The sequence below is a fragment of the Zavarzinella sp. genome (assembly GCA_041399155.1).
Taxonomy (GTDB): Bacteria; Planctomycetota; Planctomycetia; order Gemmatales; family Gemmataceae; genus JAWKTI01.
Window position 1 is genome coordinate 344,580 of sequence record JAWKTI010000004.1, and the last position, 22,549, is coordinate 367,128.

Sequence of the window (22,549 nt, forward strand, 5' to 3'; positions counted from 1 at the left end):
TACAGGATTTCGCAGCCATTGGCCCTGAAGGGGCCACTCTGTCGGCCCTGGGTGATTGATTTAACGACCTCCGGCCCCTTCAGGGCCGAAGATTTTATTACATCAGTTCCCCAGGGCTCGCTTCGCTCACCCTGGGCTGACAGAGTGGCCCCTTCAGGGCCAAAGACAACAATGAAAATAATTTCATGCAGGGCCGAAGACAACAATGAAAATCTGTTGGGTGTGTTTCTGGTCCCGGCAAGTTCTGCCACTGATTGTCGCGCGCTGGCTTACTTCTGTTGCAGCAATTTCGGCAGTCGAATGCGGATATACCAACTAATCAAGAGAGTGCCAACCACCGTAGGACCGTAACGATGCAGGTGAGGATCGAACCATTGACCAGTTGCCAGAACTGGATTGGTTAACAGAAAGGCAGTCCATGCTGCAATGTAAGATGCTCCCATCAGGATGATGTGGCGGCGCAACGACCGTAAACTGGCTTTCCCAGACTTGAAAGTGCGGATTGCCTGCCAACCAAACAGAATCGCCAGCGTGGTCAGCACACCAATAATGAGAAGTATTTCACTTCCTAATCGATATGCCAGTGGGATCGACAGTATTGCCATCAGCAACATGCAAATGGCATACAAACGGCCAAGATACCGGTGAAAACGGCCAAGTGGACCGAATTTAGGAGCACAGGCAACCAGAAAACCGAGAACAAAACCACCAGTGCCACTAGCAATGTGTAACCAACGTGCAATCTGGTGAATATCGGCTGCCATTTTCTGCCTGATTCGGGTTACTAATCGGCCATGAAGAAGTCACGTGGGCTGCGGATGTACGGATTCACTGGGAATACCAGCGTGCCACCGTAGTAGGGCTGGTAGTTCAGTGGAATTACGTCGGCGCGGCGGAACATGCCTTTGCCGTAGTTGTCGTCGTGGGAGCTGAACAACCGCGAGAAAATTGGATTCCAGCCAAATCGGCCGTTGGAATGAAACATGCCGCCACCCATGCCCGGGTGGCCCATTCCCATTCCAGGATGGCCGAGAGAAGGCATTGCTGGCATTCCAGGAGTTGCACAACCGCCTGGGCAACCACCAGGCTGCTGGGCGGCACTTTCACTGGCACCGACAGATAAAGCAATGGCGCAGGCCACCAGCAGAAATAACTTTTTCATCGTTTGGATTCCTTTCCCGAGCCTGCGTTCCACATTCTGTGGGCAGTGACCACGGGTAATGTATGATCGCGGTTGTTATCGGCCTGCGGGTGGCAGTGCTACGCAGCTTTCTGGCAGCACACAGCAATTCCTGCAAAGTTCTCTTCACAAGAAACGGATAATAAAGAAAATTGAATCTTTCCGTAGATTGCAACCTGCCCACAACACCCTCCCAACTGGAAAAATCGGCCCCACGTGGGAAAGGATTCTCCTGCATCATACGGCAAAAATCCGTATCCTAATGAGATGGAACAGGATGCTAATCAAGACCGTGTGGAATCAATTCTTGGTGCCTATCGTGAAGATTTACTCCGCACGGTGGCCCAGAAACTCATTAAACCACGCTCCCTCTGGCCGGTGGAAGAGCTGATTGCGCGGTGTAAAGAAACACTGAACAATCCGCCGATGCTCGATCGCCGGTTGAAGGAATTACCCCCGCACGCTCAAGAGTTGCTGGCCTTTCTGGCCCGCTTTCGTTCGAATAACTGGGGAACTTATCAATTAATCCGGCTCAGCCAGTTGCTGTTCGAAGAACAGTCACTGGAAACTGCCATTATCCTGCTGGATCATGGTTTACTGCTGCCATTGGTACAACAGCAGGTGGTGCCCGTTGCCAGTTGGAAGACGCTGCTGGAATCGCCTGCACACCAGATTCAGCTATGGTTGCCCCCACCGGTGCGTGATCGCGCGATCCGGATGCCCGCACCCAACCTGCCGAAAGTGGGGCAAGCCGTTGTGGGCCAGCCCCACCCGGTGCGGGATGGTTTCGACTGGATGCTTGCCGCAGCTTCTGTATGGGCAATGCTGCAGGAATCCCGTTTCAAAAAGACCACCACGGGAAGTCTGTACAAACGCGATTGGAATATTCTTGATAACGACCCTGTTATCCAGGCGTTGGCAGTTGAATCTCAGGGCAGTTTGCCGGAAGCTGGCTGGATTGCCCTGCACATGGCCAGACACCTCGACCTGCTGACCGAAATTGAACAGGAATTCCACCCGAAAGGTTTTGGCAGTCATTGGCAGGAATCTTCCAGTCAAATGATTGCAAGAATATTAGAGGCGTTATCTTTCCTCACCTCGTGGGATCCCTTAAAAGGTTTCACCGAAGAGAATCTCACCCACGTGGGCTGGGAATTAATTCTAACACTTGTGCTATTGTCATACCAAGAGCACGATACCTGGCTCTCCGCACAGCAGATTCAGGAAATCCTCGATCAGCGTGAATACGACGCGCTGACCCCAGCGTGGTATGAGGCATTGCTGCTGGGTCTGGGTGCCTCCACCGGACTGGTGGAATGGATGGAAGCGGATGCACAAAAGTGGTTTCAGTTAAGCGAACTGGGCCGCAAGCTGGTGATGTTCGGCCCCATGCCAGGTGGGGAACCACAGACGACCCAGCCACTGGTGGTGCAGCCGAACGGTGCCATCATCCTCTACAGGCAAGGGCTGACGCCGGAGCTGATTTCGAAATTGACCCGCATGGCCAAATGGCAAACGGTGGGGCCGGCGTGCACACTTGAATTAACTTCCAACAGCGTGTACCACGGTCTGGAAGCGGGGCTGACCCAACTGGAAATGCACCGCGTGCTGAAAAATGGCACCACTTATCCTGTTCCGGAAAATGTGCTGCACCTGATTGACAGTTGGGCTGGGCAACGCGATCGGATTGCCGTCTATGATAATGCCACTTTATTAGAATTTTCTCATCCAAGTGAGCTGGAAGCAGCACTGGAGCAGGGTCTGATATCTGTTCGATTGTCAGATCGTTTTGGAATTACCACCACCGAACCGGATTATTCCCGCCTGCGTCTGCTGGGGAATCGGGATTATGGCACCAAAACACCGCAGTGCGTGGTGTTTGATTCGGATGGCGTGACCTTCACTGTGCTGCCCACATCTGATTTATTGCTGGAAGCAGAACTGCTGCGTCTGGCGGTGCCGATGGAGAATCGTGGCAATGACCGAATCTTTCGGATGACGCCTGCCATCGTCCAGCAGTTTCGTGCGGGTGGGGGCAAACTGGAAGAACTGGAACAGTGGTCGAAGGAACGCACCGGACACGATATTCCACCAGCGGTAAAAGTGTTCTTCAATGCCAGTGATGACCCACTGATTACGTGCCGCACCATGATGGTGGTGTCGGTACCGGACAGCACCACAGCGGAAGGATTGTTGCAGTGGCCGGAAACAAAACGCTGGATCAGTGAGCGTTTGGGCCCCACCAGTTTTGCTGTGAGCAGAGAATTCCTGCAGCCATTTCAAGAAACTTTAGCCACCCTGGGCATTACGTGCCAGGAAATTACCAGCGAAATCGGGTCCTGAATTCACGCCAAATAATAATTTTCAAATCCTGCGATAACAAATTTGAATTTTCTCATTGTTCATTCTGATCCTCTTTCGATTGGGTGCACTATCCTTCATTGTCTCTCGCAGAGAATGGGATTCGCACCATGTTTGAAGAATCAGAATTGAAACGGACCATGTTAGGCTTTGCTGATGATCATGATCCGGAAAAGCCAAAGGACGAGTTAGCGCCATTCCGGCGTTATCTGCAGCCTGGAGCACCAGGGAGCATGGGGCAGATTTCGCACTTTCAGATTCTGAAAGTGGTGGGACAGGGCGGCTTTGGCACAGTGGTGCAGGCACGCGATCTGAAACTGGATCGCCTGGTGGCCATTAAGATGCTGGACCCACGGCTGGCAGTGACATCGGCCCCACGAAAGTACTTTCTGCGGGAAGCCCGCTGTGCGGCAAAAATCTCCCACCCCAACGTGGTGCAGATTTTTGCGGTGGAAGATTCCCCCACGCCCTACATGGTGATGGAATACATCGAAGGGGAAACACTTCAGGATCGTCTCGACCGCGATGGCCCACTGACGGTGGAGCAGGGAATTGACATCGGTCGGCAGGTGGCATCGGGACTCGAGGCAGCCCACCAGTATGGGTTGATTCACCGCGACATCAAACCAGCTAACATTCTGATCGAAAAAAAGAGCGAAAAAGTAAAAATCACCGATTTCGGAGTTGCCCGAGCGGTGGATGATGCCAGTCTCACCCAGAGTGGGGCCATTATTGGCACACCAATGTATATGTCGCCGGAACAGGCTGATGGCGATGCCGTTGACCATCGTTCCGATCTTTTCAGCCTGGGCAGTGTTCTGTACACGATCTTTTCAGGCAGGCCACCGTTTCGAGCCGGCAATCAATTTGCCGTGTTGAAAAGAGTCACCGAAGATCGCCCACGGAATATTCTGGAGGTAAATCCGGATTTACCCGAATTCATCAGCCACCTGGTCAATCGACTGCATGAGAAAAACCCACAGGATCGCTTTCAATCGGCAAAGCAGGTACTGGAAGCCTTGCAGACGATGAAGGTGGAGCCCACGGATACCAAAAAACCAAAACAGCCACTTTCAAAATGGTGGTACCTGGTTCCATGTTGTTGCATCATCATGGTGCTATCCATCATCATTGCGGTACAATCAGACAAACACCAACCGGTTGTGATTGCGGGACAGGATTCAAAGAATCCACCAGCCGATAAAGTAGAAGTGCCTGCAACACCCGCACCAGTTGAAATCAATGGGGCAACTGTTACGGCAAAACCTGTTTTCAAAAATCAAAAGCGAAAATATCTTTATGACGCACCGCCTTATCTGAATAAGACCTATCAATCAAGCATTGTGGAACGTGTCATTTTTGAAGAAGTAAGTGCTGGTAATTGGCGTAGTGAAGTGCTAATATTAGATGCCGCCAATTTAAGTAATCTCATTGGTAATGAGTTTCTGGGAAATTACAAGACAATCACCGATGAGAGCGGTGAATTGCAACTTCAATCATTCGATCGCAGCAGCCCATCGGTAAAAATTACAGACCACGGATATCACTACTTTCGGCTCTATCCCAACATCAGGAATTACGATGGGGTTCCTTCACCGGAAAAAGGCTGGTGGGAACTGATTAAGAAAGGATCATGGGTATCAGCTAAGCCTGGGTAGTCCAGGAAATCGCAACTTTTTACTCCGTCTGGAAGCTGAAACATTAGTTAATTGATTATCGGGGCGAGCACCATGGATGATATCACTGATGAAAAACGGACACTACTGGTTGGAATGCCTGGTGATCAGCAGGGAAATTCATCTGTCGATGAACTGGCACCATTCCGTCGCTACCTGCAGCCAGGTGCCCCCGGGAGTATTGGACAGATTTCCCACTTTCAGATCATGAAAGTGGTGGGTCAAGGCGGCTTTGGCACAGTGGTGCTGGCCCGCGACCTGAAACTGGATCGGCTGGTAGCGATCAAGATGCTCGATCCCCGTCTGGCGGTCACTTCGGCCCCACGAAAATACTTTCTGCGTGAAGCCCGCTGTGCGGCAAAAATTTCCCACCCGAACGTAGTGCAGATTTTTGCTGTTGAAGAATCTCCTACTCCGTATCTGGTGATGGAATATATCGAGGGGGAAACACTTCAGGATAAACTGGATCGCGAAGGGCCATTACCAGTCGATCAGGGGATCGAAATCGGTCAACAGATTGCCGCAGGCCTGGAAGCAGCCCACCAGTATGGTTTGATCCATCGCGATATCAAACCAGCAAACATCATGATCGAACGGAGCAGCAATCGCGTCAAAATTACTGATTTTGGCGTTGCACGCACCGTGGATGATGCCAGCCTGACCCAAAGTGGTGCTGTGGTGGGCACACCGATGTATATGTCGCCAGAACAGGCAAATGGTGATCCTGTCGATCATCGCTCAGACCTCTTCAGCCTTGGCAGTGTGCTTTACACCGTGCTGTCTGGCCGTCCGCCATTTCGGGCAAATACTCAAATGGCTGTGCTGAAGCGAGTGGTAGAGGATCGCCCGCGTTGCATCAAAGAGGTCAATCCCGATTTGCCTGATTTTGTCTGCCAGTTGGTGGATCGACTTCATGAAAAATCCCCAGTTCAGCGTTTTCAGACGGCCAAAGAAGTGGTAGATGCGATCAAAAATTTCCACGTGGTGCCAAAAGTGGTAGATGATCGGGCAAAACGGACCCCACCGTGGTATCTGATTCCCGTATGTGTGGCAATTATCTGTGTCAGTGTGGTTTCGGTTCTGCTGATGGGTGATCGCAGCCCAAAGGTATCTGCAAACACCGAACCAAGTGGGGTACAACCACCAAACAATTTCCCGGAACAGCATTTGCCCCCACCACATCCACCGTTTGGCCCCCACCCAAAAATGCATTTGCCGCCACCGCCGGAGCACCGGGGTTATCATCAGGAAGATTTCCTGGAATGGAAAGCACGTGTCCACAAGTTACCACCTATGCAGCAACTGGAAGCGGTTTATAAACGATTAGAAGATACGAATCCGGGAATGAATCCCAAGAATCTCGCTGTTATGCAAATCTACAAGGATGGTATCGACAGAGATGCGAAAGTTATCGAAGTGCGGATCCGTTCTTCAAAAATTCATGACGCTTCGCCTTTACAGGGTTTTCCACACCTTAAAAAACTATTCATTGATCCGACTCCAGGTGAACAATCTGCAATTACCACTTTGAATAGTTTTCGCGGTATGCAGGTAGAACAATTGGAATTGGCATACACGAAAGTGGATGATCTATCACCAATTGCAGATTTACCGCTTGTGACACTGGGTATCTTTGGTGGTAATGTTCAGGATTTATCCCCCGTGCGGCAGATGAAATCACTGAAAGCATTGCATATGAACAACCACCCGTTCAAAAGTTTGGAGCCATTACGTGGTTTGCCGCTGGAAGCGTTGAGTATCTGGTCGTTTCGGGGTGACACGCTGGAGCCACTGCGCGGGATGCCTTTAACCTATTTGAATGCTGGTGACAGTCTTGTGACGGATTTGTCGCCGCTGGAAGGGATGAAATTAGAATTTCTGTGCATGAACCATGCGAAGGTTTACGACCTTGAACCACTCCGTGGCATGCCTTTGAAAGAGTTGTTGATCCAAAATACTGCTGTCAGAGATATATCCGTTGTGAAAGGCATGACATTGCGCAAATTGGCTTGTAATGATTCTCCAATTACTGATTTATCTCCTGCACATGGAATACCGATTCGAGTGCTGCATGCGAACTTGGAATTCCCTCGGGATCGGGAGTTCCTGCTAAGCCTGAAAGTACTGGAATCAATCAACGAAAAAACGGTACAAGAGTTTTTCACTGCGAATCAACTCAAATAAAGCATTTTGGCGATTTCTGTGGGCAGGATTCAATTTTCTGGTTCTCCGCCATAAGATAACTGTCATTGTCTGATCGCAGTTCTGTGCGTGCGGTCGATCCGTGAGGAAATTCTCATGATTTGTCCTTCTTGTGGCTATGCCAACATCCCCGGCGCTGATACTTGTGAAAAATGTCAGTTTTCGCTCGCACCCCTGGATCTGCCCAGTGGGGTGGATCTGGTGGAAGAGGCCTTTCTCACCGAAACAGTCAGTTCCCTCAAAGTGCGAGAACCAGTGATTGTGCATGAAGACGCACTGTTGGGCATTGCACTCGACCGCATGGTTGCTGAGAAAGTTGGTGCGGTGCTGGTGACCGATTCAGAAGGCAAACTGGCCGGAATTGTCACCGAGCGGGATTTTCTCATTAAAGTAGTGGGCAAATTGCTCGATTACAACCGCTTACCATTGCGACACTTTATGCAGCCCGCACCTGAAACGGTGACCATGAACGATACTGTGGCACTTGCACTGCGAAAAATGGACGTGGGGAATTATCGCCACTTACCCGTCGTGGACGAGGAAAATCGCCCACTTGGCCTGTTGACCGCACGCGATGCTGTGCGGCACATCACCAAACTTTGTGAAATGATTCCTTGATTGGAATATTACCTAAAGATATTCTGGCAATATTGTAATATTGCCATTTTGTGTTCTTTTGTTTTTTTCACATTTGCCTTGATCATCTCCCCACAGTGCGGTTATACTTTTAGTGTGGTTAGAACAATCACAGAATTTTAATAGTTGGAGAAATACATGTTGAAGACCATTTTTGCATTGGTAGTTGCTTTTGCTACCAGCACCGTTGCGATGACCGAAGAAAAAACCGTTAAACTGCAAGGTGGGATCCAGTGCGCCAAGTGCGAACTGGGTGTTGCCGATGCTTGTGCCAGCGTGATCAAAGTGGACGACAAAGTTTATTACTTTGATGCCGCTGCCCACAAAAAGTACCACAAGGAATGCTGCAAAGGCATCAAACAAGGCACCGTGACTGGTGAAGTGAAGAAAGATGGCGATAAAATGGTGATCACCGTGAAATCGCTGGAATTCAAGAAGTAATTCTGCTGCAGAAACTGTTTTTCTGCTAAACTGTGGGGGAACTTTCGCGGTTAATACTGCGGGACGTTCCCTTTTTTCATTGATAGTGCTGATTCATTAAGATTTTTTCAGGTATTGCAGGTATGCGAGTCCTTTTAGCGAATCCCCGTGGCTTCTGTGCTGGTGTCAATATGGCGGTAGAGGCACTGGAAACAGCCATCAAAGCCTATGGCACCCCGCTGTATGTCTACCACGAAATTGTTCACAACCACTCAATTGTGGAGCGGTTTCGCAATGAAGGGGTGGTTTTTGTGGATTCTGTTGATGAAGTCCCCACCGGGGCAACATTGATGTACAGTGCCCACGGTGTTTCACCTGCGATCCGCGAAGCATCAAAGCAACGCAACCTGCGGACAATCGATGCCACCTGCCCACTGGTGACTAAAGTGCACACCGAGGCGGTGCGGTATGCCAAAGATGGCTACCACATTATTTTCATTGGCCACGAAGGCCACGATGAAGTGATTGGCACGATGGGTGAAGCCCCGGATGCCATTACACTGGTCGAATCGGAAGCCGATGTTGCTCAACTACAGTTTGGGGAGGGTGCAAGGCTTGCCTATCTCACCCAGACTACCCTCTCTGTGGATGAAACCAGGGGGATCATCGCTGCGATCAAAAACCGGTTCCCACAGGTCGTTGGGCCAAACAAGTCCGATATCTGTTACGCCACCCAGAATCGGCAGGAAGCTGTGCAAATTCTCTCTTCAGAAGTTGATCGGGTGATTGTGCTGGGCAGCCAGAACAGCTCGAATAGTCGGCGACTTCAGGAAATCGCTTTGGCCGCAGGCAAGCCCGCCTACCTCGTTGATGGGGTAGCGGATCTGTCCGAAAACTGGTTTTCACCCACCGATACGGTGCTCATTACTGCGGGTGCCAGTGCACCCGAAGAAAAAGTACAGGAAGTGGTGCAATACCTGCAAGCCAACTTCCAGGCGGAAATCGATCAGCGGGTCATTCGACAGGAAGATGTCCACTTCCAACTCCCACGCGAACTGCGTTCCTTGCCCGTCATCGACGCGTAATCACCTGTCGGCTTGTTACAAAACCCGCTACCAAATCCGTATACCACCCTTTGCAGTGCGGCACTGGCGGCACGCTCAATGACTTACTTTCAGGAAGAACAACGTGAGATACCTGCAACCTTCATCATTCATCATTTCCAGTATTTTGCTTTTCAGTCTGATGCTGGGGTGTGACAAAAAAGAGAAAGAAACAAGTAGTAATTCGCAAGCGAATTCTGCCACACCCAAACCGCCAGCATTTCCCAATTTCCCGAAGGCACCGCCCACCAAATCGGATACACCTGAAGTGGCAGAATATCTGGCGATGAAAGGCTGGAAACCATATGGAGATATTCGCATTTCCGATGGTAAACCAATGCGATATCTTACGATTGCTGATAGTAAAGACCCATTCAAAAATCTGGAATTAACGCAAGAAGACTTTGCAATACTGGGCAAAGTGCAGTCGGTCCAAGTGCTGGATCTGCGCAATGTCATCCTGACCGATGCCGGCCTTGCTGAGTTGGGTAAGAACCGGGAAGTTACTTCGATGATTCTCTCTGGAGAGAATGTCACCGATGCTGGGATTGCCCACCTCGCTCAGTGCAACCAGTTGGATAATCTGACGTTAATACTAATGGACAAAGTGACCGATGCGGGAATCGCGAAACTGGCTCTTTTGACCAATGTGGAATCACTCTATCTGCTCAATCTGAAAATTACTGGCAGTGGCTTTGCAGCGTTGCAGAATTGGAAGAAATTACGCTCGCTGACATGTGAATATATGAACGACATTGATGATGAAGGGGCTGCTGCGATTGCCAAACTGCCGAAATTAATGGAACTCAGATTGTCCAGTATTCTGCAGACCAAATTAACCAAACAAGGGGTGAAGACAATCGCCGAACAGAACATGCCCTACAAGTTCGAGTTCAACAAGAAACTCCTGGATGATGAATTACTGGAAATTCTCCTGAAAAAGAACTGGTTGTACGGCCCTGGCAGTCCAGAAGCAGGAAAAAAACAGAAGCCTGCAACAGCGTCAGCCGTCACTTCGATTGATTTTTCAAACAGTACTATGACCGATAGCGGACTGAAACTGCTACTGCCGTGTACGGGCACGAAATACCTCTACCTGGGCAGCACCAATGTAACCGATGGCGGAGTCGCTGAATTAACTGTGATGTCTGAATTAGCCAGCTTGTCGCTGGAACGCACCGCAGTTACCAATGCCTGCATCTCAGACCTGTTGAAAATGGCTCAACTAGAAACAGTCAACATCGGCAATACCAGCATTGATGATACCGGCTTCGAACAATTACTGAAGTTGCCGAAATTGAAATCCATTACAGTAGGCGGCAGCAAAGTCACCCCCGCCGCCATTCAAAAAGCTAAACAGATGCATCCCAAAATGACGATCTACTAAGCATCAGTTCTCCCATTCATTTTGACCGCAATTGTTTGTTCACCGGCAGTTAGTCGCAGGTTTGTTCTTTCAGGGACTGCGGTTCCCTTCAGACGATTTTGCTAATAACCGTCATTCCCGCGATGGCGGGAATCCAGGGCGAAAGATTTGAATTGGCATTCTAACGGCGGTTGCAACGGTTGATTAATTGTTGTGAGCCGACGGCATTAGCCGCGGAGATCTTGTTCGCACATCTGTCATCGTCGGCTCGGGTTCAGAAGGTGGTTTTCGAAAAGTATCTTCTTTCCATATTCTAATAAAGTCAGTCTGATTCGCATGTAATCGCACGATCTGACCTAAGGAAATCCAGCGTTATGGCAAAGAAAAAGGCAAATTCGGTACCAGAATTGCGGATGCCTGCCGAATGGGAACCGCACGCCTCGACATGGATTGCCTGGCCACATCAGGCTTCGGACTGGCCAGGCAAAATGACCCCCATTCCGTGGGTGTATGCGGAATTTGTCCGTTTACTCAGCCAGCATGAACTGGTCAATATTGTAGTTTCGACTGCCACCAAACTGGCGACCGTGGAAAGCATTCTGGCCAAAGCAGGTGCCGATCCAGCCGCCGTAAAATTGTGGCACTGGCCCACCGATCGCACCTGGACGCGAGATTCCGGCCCGATTTTCGTTAATAACCGAAACAAGGAGCGGGTGGCACTCGACTGGAAGTTTAATGCGTGGGCAAAGTACGATAATTACCAGCACGATAATCGCCTGCCGAAGAAAGTCGCTGGTGCGGTAGGCGTCACTTCACTATCGCCGGATTTTCAAGGCAAGCCCATTGTGCTGGAAGGTGGCAGTATTGATGTCAATGGCACCGGACTGCTGATTTCTACCGAAGAGTGCTTATTAAGCGATGTGCAATGCCGCAACCCAGGGATGACGCGGTCAGATTATGAAGCGGTTTTTGCCAAATACCTGGGGATTCGCAAAGTATTATGGTTGGGCAGGGGCATCGCTGGCGATGATACCCACGGTCATGTGGATGATCTGGCACGATTCGTCAATCCCACGACCATTGTGCTGGCGGTAGAAGAGAATGAAGACGATGAAAACTATGCCCCCACTCAGACTAATCTGCAGCGGTTGCGGGCGTTGACCGATCCAGATGGCAGATCACTGGAAGTGGTCCCAATTCCGATGCCAAATCCGGTGGTGTTTCGCAAGCAGCGCTTGCCTGCCAGCTACGCCAATTTCTACATCGCCAATGGTATTGTGCTGGTGCCCACCTTCAACGATCCGAAAGACCGACTGGCTCTGGGGATCCTGGCAGACCTGTTTCCCGATCGGACCGTTGTGGGTGTGCACTGCGTCGATCTGGTGTGGGGTCTGGGAACACTGCACTGCATGACACAACAGGAACCCAAGTAGCCTATCCACGCCTGCATGATGATTTCATTGCAATATCATGGGTGCTGGCAAAGGTATTTGCTGCTACTTGATCGAGTTATTTCGAAGGTTGATTCTTTGAAGAGCAATCCCTTCAATGTAGGTGCAGAACCGCATTTGATCCTGAGTTAATTCAGTGAATCGGCAATTCTTTTTATGAAAATCCCACTTCTGAATTTGGCAAAACGACTGCCCACTGCCCTAATATTGTGTTGCAGTTATATAACGAATAAAACATTTAGAGAGGGAAGGAATGAGTGAACTGAATCCGGCGGTGGTACATCAGCAGTTGCAATGGCGATATGCAACGAAAGCGTTTGATCCAACCCAAAAAATTCCCCAGCCCACGTGGGAAGTGCTCGAACAGTCGCTGGTGCTGGCACCCTCCAGTTATGGTTTGCAACCCTGGAAGTTCTACGTGGTGACCAGTCAGGAAATCAAAGACCAACTACCGGAATTTTCCTGGAATCAGCGTCAACCGGCGGATTGCTCCCACTTTGTGGTGCTGACGATCAAAAAAGATCTCAGTGAGGCAGATATCGACCGGTACCTGCACCGCATTGTTGAAGTGCGTGGGGGCGAAGTTGCTGCACTGGGTGGTTTCCGCTCGATGATGGTGAATACTTTGGTGCCACCCAAAGGTTTTGACATTAATGAGTGGGCAGCACGTCAGGTCTACATTGCTCTGGGGCAATTAATGACCACCGCAGCCATTCTGGGTGTGGATACCTGCCCAATGGAAGGGATTGTGCCGGCAAAATACGATGAATTGCTGAATTGTAACGCCGAAGGCTATCACACCGTGGTGGCATGTGCCCTGGGCTATCGTGCCGCAACCGACCGAGCTGCAACCATGCCGAAGGTGCGATTTGCAACGCACGATGTGGTAAAAGTATTATAATTTCCTCACAATTTCTGCCTCTGTTGGGTCTGCAGAACAGATTACTTCTGTTGCTGGCTGGGTAAGTTGCCCGCGAATCCCAATGCAATGCCCGAAATGACTATGGTCAACAGGCTCAGGCCCAGGCTCAACAGGTGCCACTGGGCAAATGCCTCCTTTAACGAGGGATCGCTCAGCCGTTCCAGTCGCAAATCTGCAACCTTGCCAGAAATCAGCCACCCCGCCCAGACGGTCAGATTCCCTGCTGCAATGATGATCCAGCGGAAATTACCGTGGTGCCGCATTGAATAGGCAGTTATCAATGCTAATCCGGCACATACTGCATGCAGAATAAAGTATTTCGGGAAAATTGGCCCGACGGCGGCACCTGCCAGGGCACTGGACAAGGCTTTTTTCTGTTCCGCAGTGCCATTGGCCGTAATATCAATCCCCACGGTGCGGTCATTCGGTGCGGTCTGGACAACTTCCTCAAACGATCGAAAAATGCTCGGGGCACTGATCAGATTGAACATCACCCCACTGCCAAACCAGAGTCCCAGTGCCATCACATGGATGGAGCGGGAAAGAGAACGGTTCATTGACGTATCCTTCAAAAGATTTTCTTTGCCAGCCAGCATTCGCCTGGCGTTGGGGTAGTGCTTCAGCAATACAAACGCCCCACCGACCAGTAAATAAGTGCTGGTGGCCAGATTTGGGAGAGAAAACCACTCGGGCGTGCTGAAATATCGGCTCAGCCACAGCACGACCACACCGACCATGGAACCTGCAGAAATCATCCGCGTGCTGGTGGTGGTAGCAATCCAGAACAGGCCCGTAATGGCCGCTGGCCCGGGCACGAGAACGCAGATTGTTCCCAAACCCGCTGCCACTCCTTTTCCGCCTCGAAAACGAAGATAGATGGGGAATAAATGACCTGCAAATGTCGCCACGGCGGCACCCACATTCAGGAGCTGTGGAATCCCCCACACGGTGCGATCCGCCACTGCAAACAGGCTGGCAATGCCCACCGGCACTGCACCCTTCAAAAAGTCGAGCAGAAAGCACAGAATGCCATATTTTCGCCCGAGGGTGCGGCCCAGGTTGGTGGCACCAATGTTGCCACTGCCCACCTGAAACAGATTGACGCCTTTGGCTCTGGCAATAATCCAGGCAAAAGGCACCGCACCACAGAGATAACACAACGGCCAATACCACCACGCAACGTGCATAAAAACGCCAATACCTGTTGGTATTGTTCCTGGCTATTCCTGGTTTTCCTGTTGCGAATTTTATGAAACTTTCTGGCAGCAATGAAACAAGTCAGATACACATAACAAACAAGTCAGCTATATAACCATCTCATTATCCTTCAAAGGGGACCAGTGTCAGACGCAGCACGTGGCAAATTTTCACCACTGCTGGCAGTGTTAACGTGCGTTGTTGGTTCAAAAAACGACTGATCTGTGCCGAGTGGACACCACTTTTCTGAGAAAGTTTAATTAATGGCATCCCACTTTCGACGATGGCGGCCCGCAACTGCACGCTGATATCGGGCGATTTCTTCCGCGAACGACGTGGTTTCTTTTCTTTCGGTCCATCTTCGGCTGGTGATTTCGACATCTGAAAAACTCTCCATCGTATCAGAAGTAGGGCTCATCTTATTTGCTGTTCCTCCCACTGCTGGTGGGCACAAAACAACATTTCAAAAAAAAATCCCAATCACTTGCCATGGAAGTTTGGATCGGATAAGAAACCTTAGCGCAACTGAGATTCAGTATCAATAGATTGTCACCACCAATCTTCTGAATCGGTGATACGCATGAATTTCCCTGGATTTTGATTGCTTTTTCTGAAAATATTCAGAAACGGAGGTAGTAAAGTGAATCGTACATCGAAGAATAGGCTTATATTGAGACGTGGTTTCACTCTGATTGAACTGCTGGTCGTGATCGCCATTATTGCCATTCTGATTGGGTTGCTGTTGCCCGCTGTGCAAAAAGTGCGGGAAGCTGCCAATCGGGCATCGTGTTACAACAATCTGAAGCAGATTGGCATCGCACTACATGGTTATCACGATACCCGCGAGCGTTTCCCAAATGCAGATACGGCTTCGTTTGGCAGTAGTTTCACGGAATTGCTGCCTTATATCGAACAAGGCAATCTGGAACGGGGCTACAATCACACCCTGCCACCGACGACACCACCAAATAATGCTGTAACTTCCATCCCGGTAAAGCTTTACCGCTGTCCTTCGATGGTGCCCCCTCCCAATCCCATCGCGGGCGATGTGGCATGGAGCAGCTACGTCGCATCCGTCGGAAATGCCCACGCCTGGTACAATGCCGCAGGCAGTAACGGCATGATTGCCCGACTGACCACCGCACCGAACGGTACACGGATGGCCGACATTACTGATGGCACGTCGAATACGATTGCTTTTGGCGAAACCAACTATCGGATGCCCGATTACATGTACACGAGTGGACCGAATCTCGGCCAACTGCGTGGAGGACTGGGTGCCTGGGCCTGGGGCTATCCCGGCTACAGCTTTGCTTCCACCTTCATTGGGCAGAACACCCACCTGCAAACGACTAATTACGGCATGATTGATCGCCTGCAATCGTTCCGCAGCGACCATTCCGGTGGCTGCAACTACCTGTTTGGCGATGGCTCTGTGAGAATGCTTCGCGATGGTCTGGCACTGCCCACCTTTCAGGCGTTAAGCACCCGCAATGGTGGGGAAGTTCCCGGAGAATACTAAATGTTGAAGCGATTTTTTGCAACATTGCTGCTTTGGACTGCAATAATATCGGTGGGGTGCGACGACCAATCGTCTTCTGGTAGTGGAACACCCACAATCACAGGAACGCAGACCATCCCCAAAGAAGTAGGTGGGGCACCCGAAGACGCCTTACCCCCACATTTGAAAAAGAAAGGTTAGCATGCCACTATTGGTATGATAATGTATAACAAAATTGATCGTTACTCAGGAGATTTCCGTTGATTCGATATTTTACACTGGCAGCCGCCAGTTTGCTGGCTCTGCTTCCCAGCGTAGGTTTTGGCCACTTTTTGTACATTGTGCCCAAAGAAAAAGAAATTCAGGTCATTTTCAGCGATTCATTAGAACCTGATGAGAATGTACCGATTGAAAAAATTGCCAAGTTCGGCTTAATGCAGTTCGAAAATGGCAAATCGGTGGCAGTGGCACTGAAGAAAAAAGAGCACCACCTGTCTGCAGAACCCACCGCACCGGGCATTCTGCATGGTTCTGTCACTTATGGCGTGCTGAAACGTGGCGAAGGGAAGCCGTTTTTGCTGCAGTACCACGCGAAAGCGATTATCGGCAAGCAAAAACCCGCTATCGGCAAGTCTGTTCCTGTAGAAATAAACTGGATGCGAGACAAATCGGGCAGCCAGTTGCAATTTCTGGCTGCGGGCGAACCGGTGAAAGGTGTGGAAATTACCGTCAAACACAGTGGGGACAAAAGCGATAAGTTCACCACAGACGATAAAGGGTATACTCCGGTCTTCGCCGCCACCGGAATGATCGCTGCGTGGGGGAAGGTTTCTACCGCAAAAACAGGCGAACTCGAAGGCATGAAGTATGAAGAACAGCGTGACTACGCCACTTTAGTGGTTAATACGGAAGATTCAGTGGTGAAAACAAAGTTGAATAGCTACCCTGCACTGCCGAAAGGCGTTTCCAGCCTGGGTGCCTGTACGTTAGATGGCTACATTTACGTCTACGGTGGACATTGCAGCAAAGCCCACACGTATTCAAAAGACACAACTTTAGGAACTTTTCATCGCCTGAAGCTGGATGGTGGCCAAAACTGGGAAAAACTGGCAGAAGGGCCCCATCTGCAAGGGTTGGCACTGGTTGCCCACAGTGGCAAAATTTATCGGATCGCGGGCACCCAGCCACGGAATGCGGAAGGTGAAAAAACTGATATGTATTCAGTGGATTCCTTCGCCAGCTATGATCCTGAAACCGGCAAGTGGACCGACCTGCCTTCGTTGCCTGCGGGCCGTTCTTCCCACGATGCCGTGGTGGTTGGCGACACCCTGTACGTAGTAGGTGGCTGGCAAATGAATGGCAAAGATGCCAAATCTACCTGGCACAACACTTACCTGACGATTAACCTGAATGCACAGGAAATGAAGTGGGAAAGCCACTCACAACCATTCGTGCTTCGTGCACTGATTGCCGCTACCCATGAAAGCAAAATCTTCGTGTTGGGTGGGATGGATGCGGAAGGTGGCCTGAAACGCACAGTGAATGTGCTGGATACTAAAACCAAAAGCTGGTCGACCAGTACCGATCTGCCCACGGGCACGATGAGTGGGTTTTCGTCTGCCGCACTCAGCCTTGATGGAAAATTGTACGTAAGTCCTGCTGATGGAACACTTTACGAGTTTACCAAAGAAGAAAAGTGGAAGCAATTAACTGACCTGCACCACACCCGTATTGTGCACCGTCTGGTGCCCGGAAAGGCAAAAGAAATGATCTTTCTGGGTGGGGCATCCCGCAACGGACCCGTGGCAGAAGTAGAAAGCTACGTGGTGAAGTAAACTGTACGAAGAAGCAAACGGGGTGTTTTTTCCCGATTTCTTCCCCAATTTTTCTTCAAATTCTGATAAATTAACTTCCAGGTGCGATCCCGCCGATACTACCTGTTCAAGGCATCTTCGCACGATGGAACGCCAGTGACCCAGCAGGATGCTGAACTTTTGCCATCCACAGGGATACCATGGCCGATTCAGACTGGTCCAGTTACAAACAACTTCGTGGGCAGGAATTACCTGAACAAATTCCGTTCCGTGGTTGCACTTACCAGCGTGTGACCCACTTTAAGCGAGATTTTTACGCTGCAACTGGGCTGTACGAACTGCACAGCAACCCCACCGGTGCGGCTGTTCCGGACAAAATAGTATTAAAAATTTATCATCAGGCACCCTGGTGTAAAATCCCACTTGGGTGGCTGGGCCGGATGCTGGCCAATCGCGAACTATATTACCAGACCAAGGTGCTCGGCATTCCCAACGTGGTGCAGGTGCTGGAACGTTTCGGAGAAACGGGCTTCATCCGCGAATATATCCCTGGATGCCACCTGCGGGAGTATCGCAAAACAGGAAACTTGCCCACCAAAGAGTTCTATCTTCGGCTGGAGCAGGCACTTACGGCGATTCATGCCCAGGGTTTTTCCCACAACGACCTGAGCAAGGCAGAGAACATTCTGGTGGATCAGCAGGGAATGCCAGTAATTATCGATTTCCAGATTGCCCACTGTTTCAGCTCGCGGTTACGGCCATTGCACCACCTGTTACGAAAAGTGCTGGGATACATGCAAAGTGTCGACTGCTACCACCTGCGGAAGCATCGGATGAAAGACCGGCCGCAAGACTTTACCAATGAAGAACTTACGGCAAAAAACCAAAAGGGTTTCCTGTTGCGTCTGCACGCGAATCTGATCCGAAAACCGTACCGCGCAGTTCGCCACGCCGTGGTTCTGCCACTGATCAAGAACAAAGCCCGCGTTTAGGGTCAAACAAGTGGCAGCGGCATCCTGCCGCTGGTTTTTCTTGTTCACCGGCTGGAAGCCGATGCCACCTTGTGTAATGTCACTTGAGATTGCCTGATGCGATTGTATGTGCCCCCGGTTCCATTGAATTCGAATTTTTCAGTGGAAGATATGCCCGGCGCTGTCAAAATCAGCTGGACTGTCAAGCCGCACACCCTGGGACGAATCTTTGCGATTGTCTGCATTTCAGCATTTCTGGTATTCATGACTTCAATATGGCTTAATGTTTTTCAACAGTTTGCTTTGAACCCGTCTACTATCTTTTTTCTGGTCTTTACAGCATTATCAATGGTATGGATAACTGGTATTAGCATTGTTGTTGCCCTGCCCCTACGTCCGGAGTCCATCACCATGGATATAGATTCGCTCACCCACTACATAGGCACAGCTGCAACGGCACAAAAGTTTGTCGCTTCGCAGTTCATTGGCAGAAAGACAATGAGAAACAATCAGGAAATGATCCATCGATTTGTAACGCTTGGCGAATTATTCCGAAGCAGAAAGCCAAAAACCTATCTGCGGAAACATATTGACAAAATTGCGTTACACGGCACTGGCCAGTCCCAGCGACTTGCGATTGACATTGGTGCGGACCGCATTGAGATCGGCGCTGGGCTAAGAGAACCAGAACGCGAATGGCTCCACGACATCCTGCTTCATTGGTGGGAAAGCAAAGAATACAGCGGTCTGGTGATAAATTATGACGAGCAATCAAAGAGATGATCGACCAGCTTGAGCCTTGGATGAAGAAAGATCTAAATGAATGAAAATGTTTACGTTTGTGCCGTTCATCGGCTCGTTACCTCTTCAATTTGGGATGACCCCAGACGAAGTCACAGCTCTGATAGGCCCACCTATCAGAACGTTTTCCGATCCCTTTGGAAATCGATCCGAATCAAGATCAGGCTACTCGCTGGGTTACGATGCAAATTCTGGACTGCTCACCGAAGCTGTCTTCTCAAAGGGTGATTTGTATTTCCAAGGTGTGAATCTCCTTTCGATCGCCGACTTGATCGATTATCTTCGGAAATTTGACGATTCGCCGCAGTCAGCAGTAGGCGTGATCTTTTTTTTGAAACTTGGTCTGAGTCTAACGGGCTTTTATGTCGGCGAAGAGGATCAAAAATCAATCAGCCTAACTAGAGCGGACCACTGGGACGAGTTCCTTGAAGACTTCGTCCCGTTTGAATAGCAACGATTCTCGCAATTTGCTTTATCTTTCTTGTGGTCAGGCACCCGAAATGAAGAAATGAGAGGGGTGCTCCCACTGCTACGGTGGCACAGTTGAGCAGGCTCGCAGGGACCTTTTTGCCCAATAACCTTGTGTTCTGATATTTGTCTGATCGTTATTTGGCAAAAATTCATCAGAAAATTGCAAATCGAGCAAGTTATTGCCAAATAAAGAGTTACGTCAGTCGTCATGGCCAGAATCAGTTCTACTTCAAACAATAATGGCCAGTAAGCAACATCACGTGGATATATTATATTATCTGGAAATAATTCCAGATGTTCCAGCTTGGAACGTTTTGACCACCGTGGGGGACTATTTTCAATGCCCCACACAGATTTTATTGACGGGCATCTAGCCTCCCTTTTTCCCACGTGGGTACAATAAAGCGCTTTCCGAAAAACGAGAACTATTTCAGATGGTATCCCGTTGCTGGTAGGAATGATCGACCACGAACGGTGGGTGAAGGTAACCAAAGGCGGAAGTAACGTGCAGCAGACGATGGACATGCAATTTCGGGCAACCACAATCCTGGCCGTGCGGCACCAGGGCAAAAGCGCCATTGGTGGTGATGGCCAGGTAACGCTGGGCCCGATGGTGATGAAGAACGACGCCCACAAGATTCGTCGATTGTACGATGGTAAAGTGGCAGTGGGCTTTGCAGGTGCCAGTGCCGATGCGTTTGCATTGCTGGAACGTTTCGAAGCCAAACTGCGCGATTTTCAAGGGTCTGTCCCACGTGCTGCGACAGAATTAGCCAAAGACTGGCGAACCGATCGTGCGTTGCGTCGGCTGGAAGCAATGATGATTGCAATGGATCGCAACCACCTGCTGCTGATCAGCGGGACGGGCGACGTCATTCAGCCCACGGACGATATTCTGGCGATTGGTTCTGGTGGTGGGTTTGCATTGTCAGCCGCACGTGCGTTGGTAAAACATTCCACCCTGCCTGCGGAAGAGATTGTGCGTGCGTCGCTGAATATTGCTGGCGAAATTTGCATTTACACCAACCAGAACATTGATGTGGTGAGTTTGGATTAACCGGAACAAATGCTCCACACCCCGGGCTGCTTTTGGGCACCCACGTGCGGCAAAAATACAGAGGATGAAGATGAACATGACCCCCCGACAAATCGTGCAGGAACTGGATCGATATATCGTAGGTCAGCACGATGCCAAAAAAGCAGTGGCTGTGGCTATCCGCAATCGCTGGCGCAGACAGCAACTTTCGGAAGAGTTACGCAAAGACATTACACCCAAGAATATTATTCTGATTGGTCCCACTGGTGTGGGGAAAACAGAAATTGCCCGCCGATTAGCCACGTTGGTGGGGGCACCATTTGTGAAAGTGGAAGCCACCAAGTTTACTGAAGTGGGCTACGTTGGCCGCGATTGCGAAAGCATTATTCGCGACTTAACCGAAATTGCCGTGGGTTTAGTGAAGCAGGAACAACGCGTTGAGGTGGCTGAAAAAGCCAAAGAACAGGTGAATGAACGCCTGCTGGATATGCTGGTCGCACCGAAGGATCAGTGGTTGCCACCGGAAGACACAGATGAAGCCGCCCGCAGAGAACGCACGCGGGAGAAGTTTCGCCAGATGCTGTTAAATGGCGAACTTGAAGACCGCAAAGTGGAATTGCAGGTAGAAAACAAAGCAATTCCCGTGGGCATTTTTTCATCCACCGGTGGGATGGAACAGATGGACATGAACTTGCAGGACATGTTCGAACGGATGATGCCCAAATCGACGCAGCCGCGTCAGATTACGGTGGCGGAAGCCCGCAAGATTCTGCTGGAAAATGAAACGGAATCGCTGATTGACCGTGGCACGCTGCACGAGAAGGCAGTGGCCTTAGTTGAGAATCAGGGGATTGTGTTTCTCGATGAAATTGACAAAGTGTGCGTACAGGGTTCCAGCAGTGGGCCGGATGTCAGCAGGCAGGGCGTGCAACGCGATCTGCTGCCGATTGTGGAAGGCACCACCGTGAATACCAAGTACGGGCAGGTACGCACCGATCATATTCTGTTTATTGCCGCAGGTGCGTTCCATGTAGCCAAACCAGCCGATCTGATGCCGGAATTGCAGGGAAGATTCCCCATCCGGGTGGAACTGACTGATTTAACGCGAGACGATTTCCTTCGGATTCTGACAGAGCCGAAGCACGCGATCACCAAGCAGTATGCCCAACTGCTTGCCACGGAAGGGGTGCAGGTGGAATTCAGCCAGGATGGAATTGAAGCACTGGGCGATATTGCATTTGAAGTAAACCGCACTGCACAGAATATCGGTGCCCGCCGACTGCATACCATCATGGAAAAAGTGGTGGAAGAGATCAGTTTCGACGCACCCGACCAGGTGGCGAAAAAGGTGGTGATTGATGCGAAGTATGTGCAGGAACGCCTGGGGAATATTGTGAAGAACGAAGATCTGAGCAAATATATTCTGTAGGCAAACACTCTT

Annotated in this window: 21 protein-coding genes; 17 read left to right on the forward strand and 4 right to left on the reverse strand. The window is 50.2% G+C overall.

Features of this window, described 5'->3' with window-relative positions; genetic code table 11:
- Positions 1-269: 269 nt before the first annotated feature.
- Both R3B84_19205 and R3B84_19210 read right to left on the reverse strand, forming a co-directional pair.
- Positions 270-764 carry a hypothetical protein gene (locus tag R3B84_19205; GenBank protein ID MEZ6142695.1) on the reverse strand — a complete coding sequence of 165 codons (495 nt, stop codon included), beginning with the start codon at positions 762-764 and terminating at the stop codon, positions 270-272.
- Between the two features lie 20 nt (positions 765-784).
- Positions 785-1,162: a hypothetical protein gene (locus R3B84_19210; GenBank protein ID MEZ6142696.1), complete on the reverse strand. Its 378-nt coding sequence runs from the start codon at positions 1,160-1,162 to the stop codon at positions 785-787.
- 234 nt (positions 1,163-1,396) lie between these two features.
- On the opposite strand from R3B84_19210, the gene R3B84_19215 reads away from it, so the two are divergent.
- The 9 genes from R3B84_19215 to R3B84_19255 all read left to right on the forward strand — a co-directional run bounded on the left by R3B84_19215 (position 1,397) and on the right by R3B84_19255 (position 13,296).
- A complete protein-coding gene (locus R3B84_19215) occupies positions 1,397-3,523 on the forward strand; it encodes a helicase-associated domain-containing protein (GenBank protein MEZ6142697.1) in 2,127 nt (708 codons plus the stop codon).
- A gap of 128 nt (positions 3,524-3,651) precedes the next feature.
- Positions 3,652-5,199 carry a serine/threonine-protein kinase gene (locus tag R3B84_19220; GenBank protein ID MEZ6142698.1) on the forward strand — a complete coding sequence of 516 codons (1,548 nt, stop codon included), beginning with the start codon at positions 3,652-3,654 and terminating at the stop codon, positions 5,197-5,199.
- 72 nt (positions 5,200-5,271) lie between these two features.
- Positions 5,272-7,401, forward strand: a complete 2,130-nt coding sequence (locus tag R3B84_19225) for a serine/threonine-protein kinase (protein ID MEZ6142699.1) — start codon at positions 5,272-5,274, stop codon at positions 7,399-7,401.
- Between the two features lie 114 nt (positions 7,402-7,515).
- Complete coding sequence (locus R3B84_19230; GenBank protein MEZ6142700.1) at positions 7,516-8,037, forward strand: CBS domain-containing protein; 522 nt, start codon at positions 7,516-7,518, stop codon at positions 8,035-8,037.
- A gap of 156 nt (positions 8,038-8,193) precedes the next feature.
- Positions 8,194-8,496: a DUF6370 family protein gene (locus R3B84_19235; GenBank protein MEZ6142701.1), complete on the forward strand. Its 303-nt coding sequence runs from the start codon at positions 8,194-8,196 to the stop codon at positions 8,494-8,496.
- 122 nt (positions 8,497-8,618) lie between these two features.
- Complete coding sequence (gene ispH / locus R3B84_19240) at positions 8,619-9,560, forward strand: 4-hydroxy-3-methylbut-2-enyl diphosphate reductase (protein ID MEZ6142702.1); 942 nt, start codon at positions 8,619-8,621, stop codon at positions 9,558-9,560.
- Positions 9,561-9,663: 103 nt separating this feature from the next.
- Entirely contained in the window at positions 9,664-10,965 is a 1,302-nt protein-coding gene (locus R3B84_19245; protein MEZ6142703.1) for a hypothetical protein, read from the forward strand.
- A 353-nt stretch (positions 10,966-11,318) separates the two neighbouring features.
- Positions 11,319-12,377: an agmatine deiminase family protein gene (locus R3B84_19250; protein MEZ6142704.1), complete on the forward strand. Its 1,059-nt coding sequence runs from the start codon at positions 11,319-11,321 to the stop codon at positions 12,375-12,377.
- A gap of 271 nt (positions 12,378-12,648) precedes the next feature.
- Positions 12,649-13,296: an NAD(P)H-dependent oxidoreductase gene (locus R3B84_19255; protein ID MEZ6142705.1), complete on the forward strand. Its 648-nt coding sequence runs from the start codon at positions 12,649-12,651 to the stop codon at positions 13,294-13,296.
- A 41-nt stretch (positions 13,297-13,337) separates the two neighbouring features.
- Here R3B84_19255 and R3B84_19260 read toward each other — a convergent pair whose 3' ends face one another.
- Entirely contained in the window at positions 13,338-14,504 is a 1,167-nt protein-coding gene (locus R3B84_19260) for a glycerol-3-phosphate acyltransferase (protein ID MEZ6142706.1), read from the reverse strand.
- A 133-nt stretch (positions 14,505-14,637) separates the two neighbouring features.
- Complete coding sequence (locus tag R3B84_19265) at positions 14,638-14,895, reverse strand: helix-turn-helix transcriptional regulator (GenBank protein MEZ6142707.1); 258 nt, start codon at positions 14,893-14,895, stop codon at positions 14,638-14,640.
- A gap of 259 nt (positions 14,896-15,154) precedes the next feature.
- Between R3B84_19265 and R3B84_19270 the strand changes: the two genes are divergently transcribed.
- The 8 genes from R3B84_19270 to hslU all read left to right on the forward strand — a co-directional run bounded on the left by R3B84_19270 (position 15,155) and on the right by hslU (position 22,537).
- On the forward strand, positions 15,155-16,036 hold the full coding sequence (locus tag R3B84_19270) for a DUF1559 domain-containing protein (GenBank protein ID MEZ6142708.1): 882 nt from the start codon (positions 15,155-15,157) through the stop codon (positions 16,034-16,036).
- Positions 16,037-16,216, forward strand: coding sequence for a hypothetical protein (locus R3B84_19275; GenBank protein ID MEZ6142709.1), 180 nt, complete (start codon positions 16,037-16,039; stop codon positions 16,214-16,216). It begins immediately after the preceding gene.
- 59 nt (positions 16,217-16,275) lie between these two features.
- The gene (locus R3B84_19280; GenBank protein ID MEZ6142710.1) at positions 16,276-17,850 is read left to right on the forward strand and encodes a hypothetical protein; all 1,575 of its coding nucleotides are present in this window, start codon (positions 16,276-16,278) and stop codon (positions 17,848-17,850) included.
- 179 nt (positions 17,851-18,029) lie between these two features.
- Positions 18,030-18,821, forward strand: coding sequence for a hypothetical protein (locus R3B84_19285; GenBank protein ID MEZ6142711.1), 792 nt, complete (start codon positions 18,030-18,032; stop codon positions 18,819-18,821).
- 96 nt (positions 18,822-18,917) lie between these two features.
- Entirely contained in the window at positions 18,918-19,583 is a 666-nt protein-coding gene (locus tag R3B84_19290) for a hypothetical protein (GenBank protein ID MEZ6142712.1), read from the forward strand.
- Between the two features lie 40 nt (positions 19,584-19,623).
- Positions 19,624-20,052: a hypothetical protein gene (locus R3B84_19295; GenBank protein ID MEZ6142713.1), complete on the forward strand. Its 429-nt coding sequence runs from the start codon at positions 19,624-19,626 to the stop codon at positions 20,050-20,052.
- A gap of 537 nt (positions 20,053-20,589) precedes the next feature.
- Positions 20,590-21,129 carry an ATP-dependent protease subunit HslV gene (gene hslV / locus R3B84_19300; protein ID MEZ6142714.1) on the forward strand — a complete coding sequence of 180 codons (540 nt, stop codon included), beginning with the start codon at positions 20,590-20,592 and terminating at the stop codon, positions 21,127-21,129.
- Between the two features lie 76 nt (positions 21,130-21,205).
- Positions 21,206-22,537 (forward strand): ATP-dependent protease ATPase subunit HslU, encoded by a 1,332-nt coding sequence (hslU, locus tag R3B84_19305; GenBank protein MEZ6142715.1) that lies wholly within the window; start codon positions 21,206-21,208, stop codon positions 22,535-22,537.
- The last annotated feature ends 12 nt before the right edge of the window (positions 22,538-22,549 follow it).

Excerpts from the sequence above, each read along its gene's own strand:
- R3B84_19265 (MEZ6142707.1), bottom strand. The coding sequence starts at position 14,895 with ATGTCGAAATCACCAGCCGAAGATGGACCGAAAGAAAAGAAACCACGT.
- R3B84_19230 (MEZ6142700.1), top strand. The coding sequence starts at position 7,516 with ATGATTTGTCCTTCTTGTGGCTATGCCAACATCCCCGGCGCTGATACT.
- R3B84_19260 (MEZ6142706.1), bottom strand. The coding sequence starts at position 14,504 with ATGCACGTTGCGTGGTGGTATTGGCCGTTGTGTTATCTCTGTGGTGCG.
- hslV (MEZ6142714.1), top strand. The coding sequence starts at position 20,590 with ATGGACATGCAATTTCGGGCAACCACAATCCTGGCCGTGCGGCACCAG.
- hslU (MEZ6142715.1), top strand. The coding sequence starts at position 21,206 with ATGACCCCCCGACAAATCGTGCAGGAACTGGATCGATATATCGTAGGT.
- R3B84_19285 (MEZ6142711.1), top strand. The coding sequence starts at position 18,030 with ATGGCCGATTCAGACTGGTCCAGTTACAAACAACTTCGTGGGCAGGAA.
- R3B84_19205 (MEZ6142695.1), bottom strand. The coding sequence starts at position 764 with ATGGCAGCCGATATTCACCAGATTGCACGTTGGTTACACATTGCTAGT.
- R3B84_19210 (MEZ6142696.1), bottom strand. The coding sequence starts at position 1,162 with ATGAAAAAGTTATTTCTGCTGGTGGCCTGCGCCATTGCTTTATCTGTC.
- R3B84_19220 (MEZ6142698.1), top strand. The coding sequence starts at position 3,652 with ATGTTTGAAGAATCAGAATTGAAACGGACCATGTTAGGCTTTGCTGAT.
- R3B84_19255 (MEZ6142705.1), top strand. The coding sequence starts at position 12,649 with ATGAGTGAACTGAATCCGGCGGTGGTACATCAGCAGTTGCAATGGCGA.
- R3B84_19290 (MEZ6142712.1), top strand. The coding sequence starts at position 18,918 with ATGCGATTGTATGTGCCCCCGGTTCCATTGAATTCGAATTTTTCAGTG.
- R3B84_19235 (MEZ6142701.1), top strand. The coding sequence starts at position 8,194 with ATGTTGAAGACCATTTTTGCATTGGTAGTTGCTTTTGCTACCAGCACC.
- R3B84_19225 (MEZ6142699.1), top strand. The coding sequence starts at position 5,272 with ATGGATGATATCACTGATGAAAAACGGACACTACTGGTTGGAATGCCT.
- R3B84_19250 (MEZ6142704.1), top strand. The coding sequence starts at position 11,319 with ATGGCAAAGAAAAAGGCAAATTCGGTACCAGAATTGCGGATGCCTGCC.
- R3B84_19295 (MEZ6142713.1), top strand. The coding sequence starts at position 19,624 with ATGAAAATGTTTACGTTTGTGCCGTTCATCGGCTCGTTACCTCTTCAA.
- ispH (MEZ6142702.1), top strand. The coding sequence starts at position 8,619 with ATGCGAGTCCTTTTAGCGAATCCCCGTGGCTTCTGTGCTGGTGTCAAT.
- R3B84_19275 (MEZ6142709.1), top strand. The coding sequence starts at position 16,037 with ATGTTGAAGCGATTTTTTGCAACATTGCTGCTTTGGACTGCAATAATA.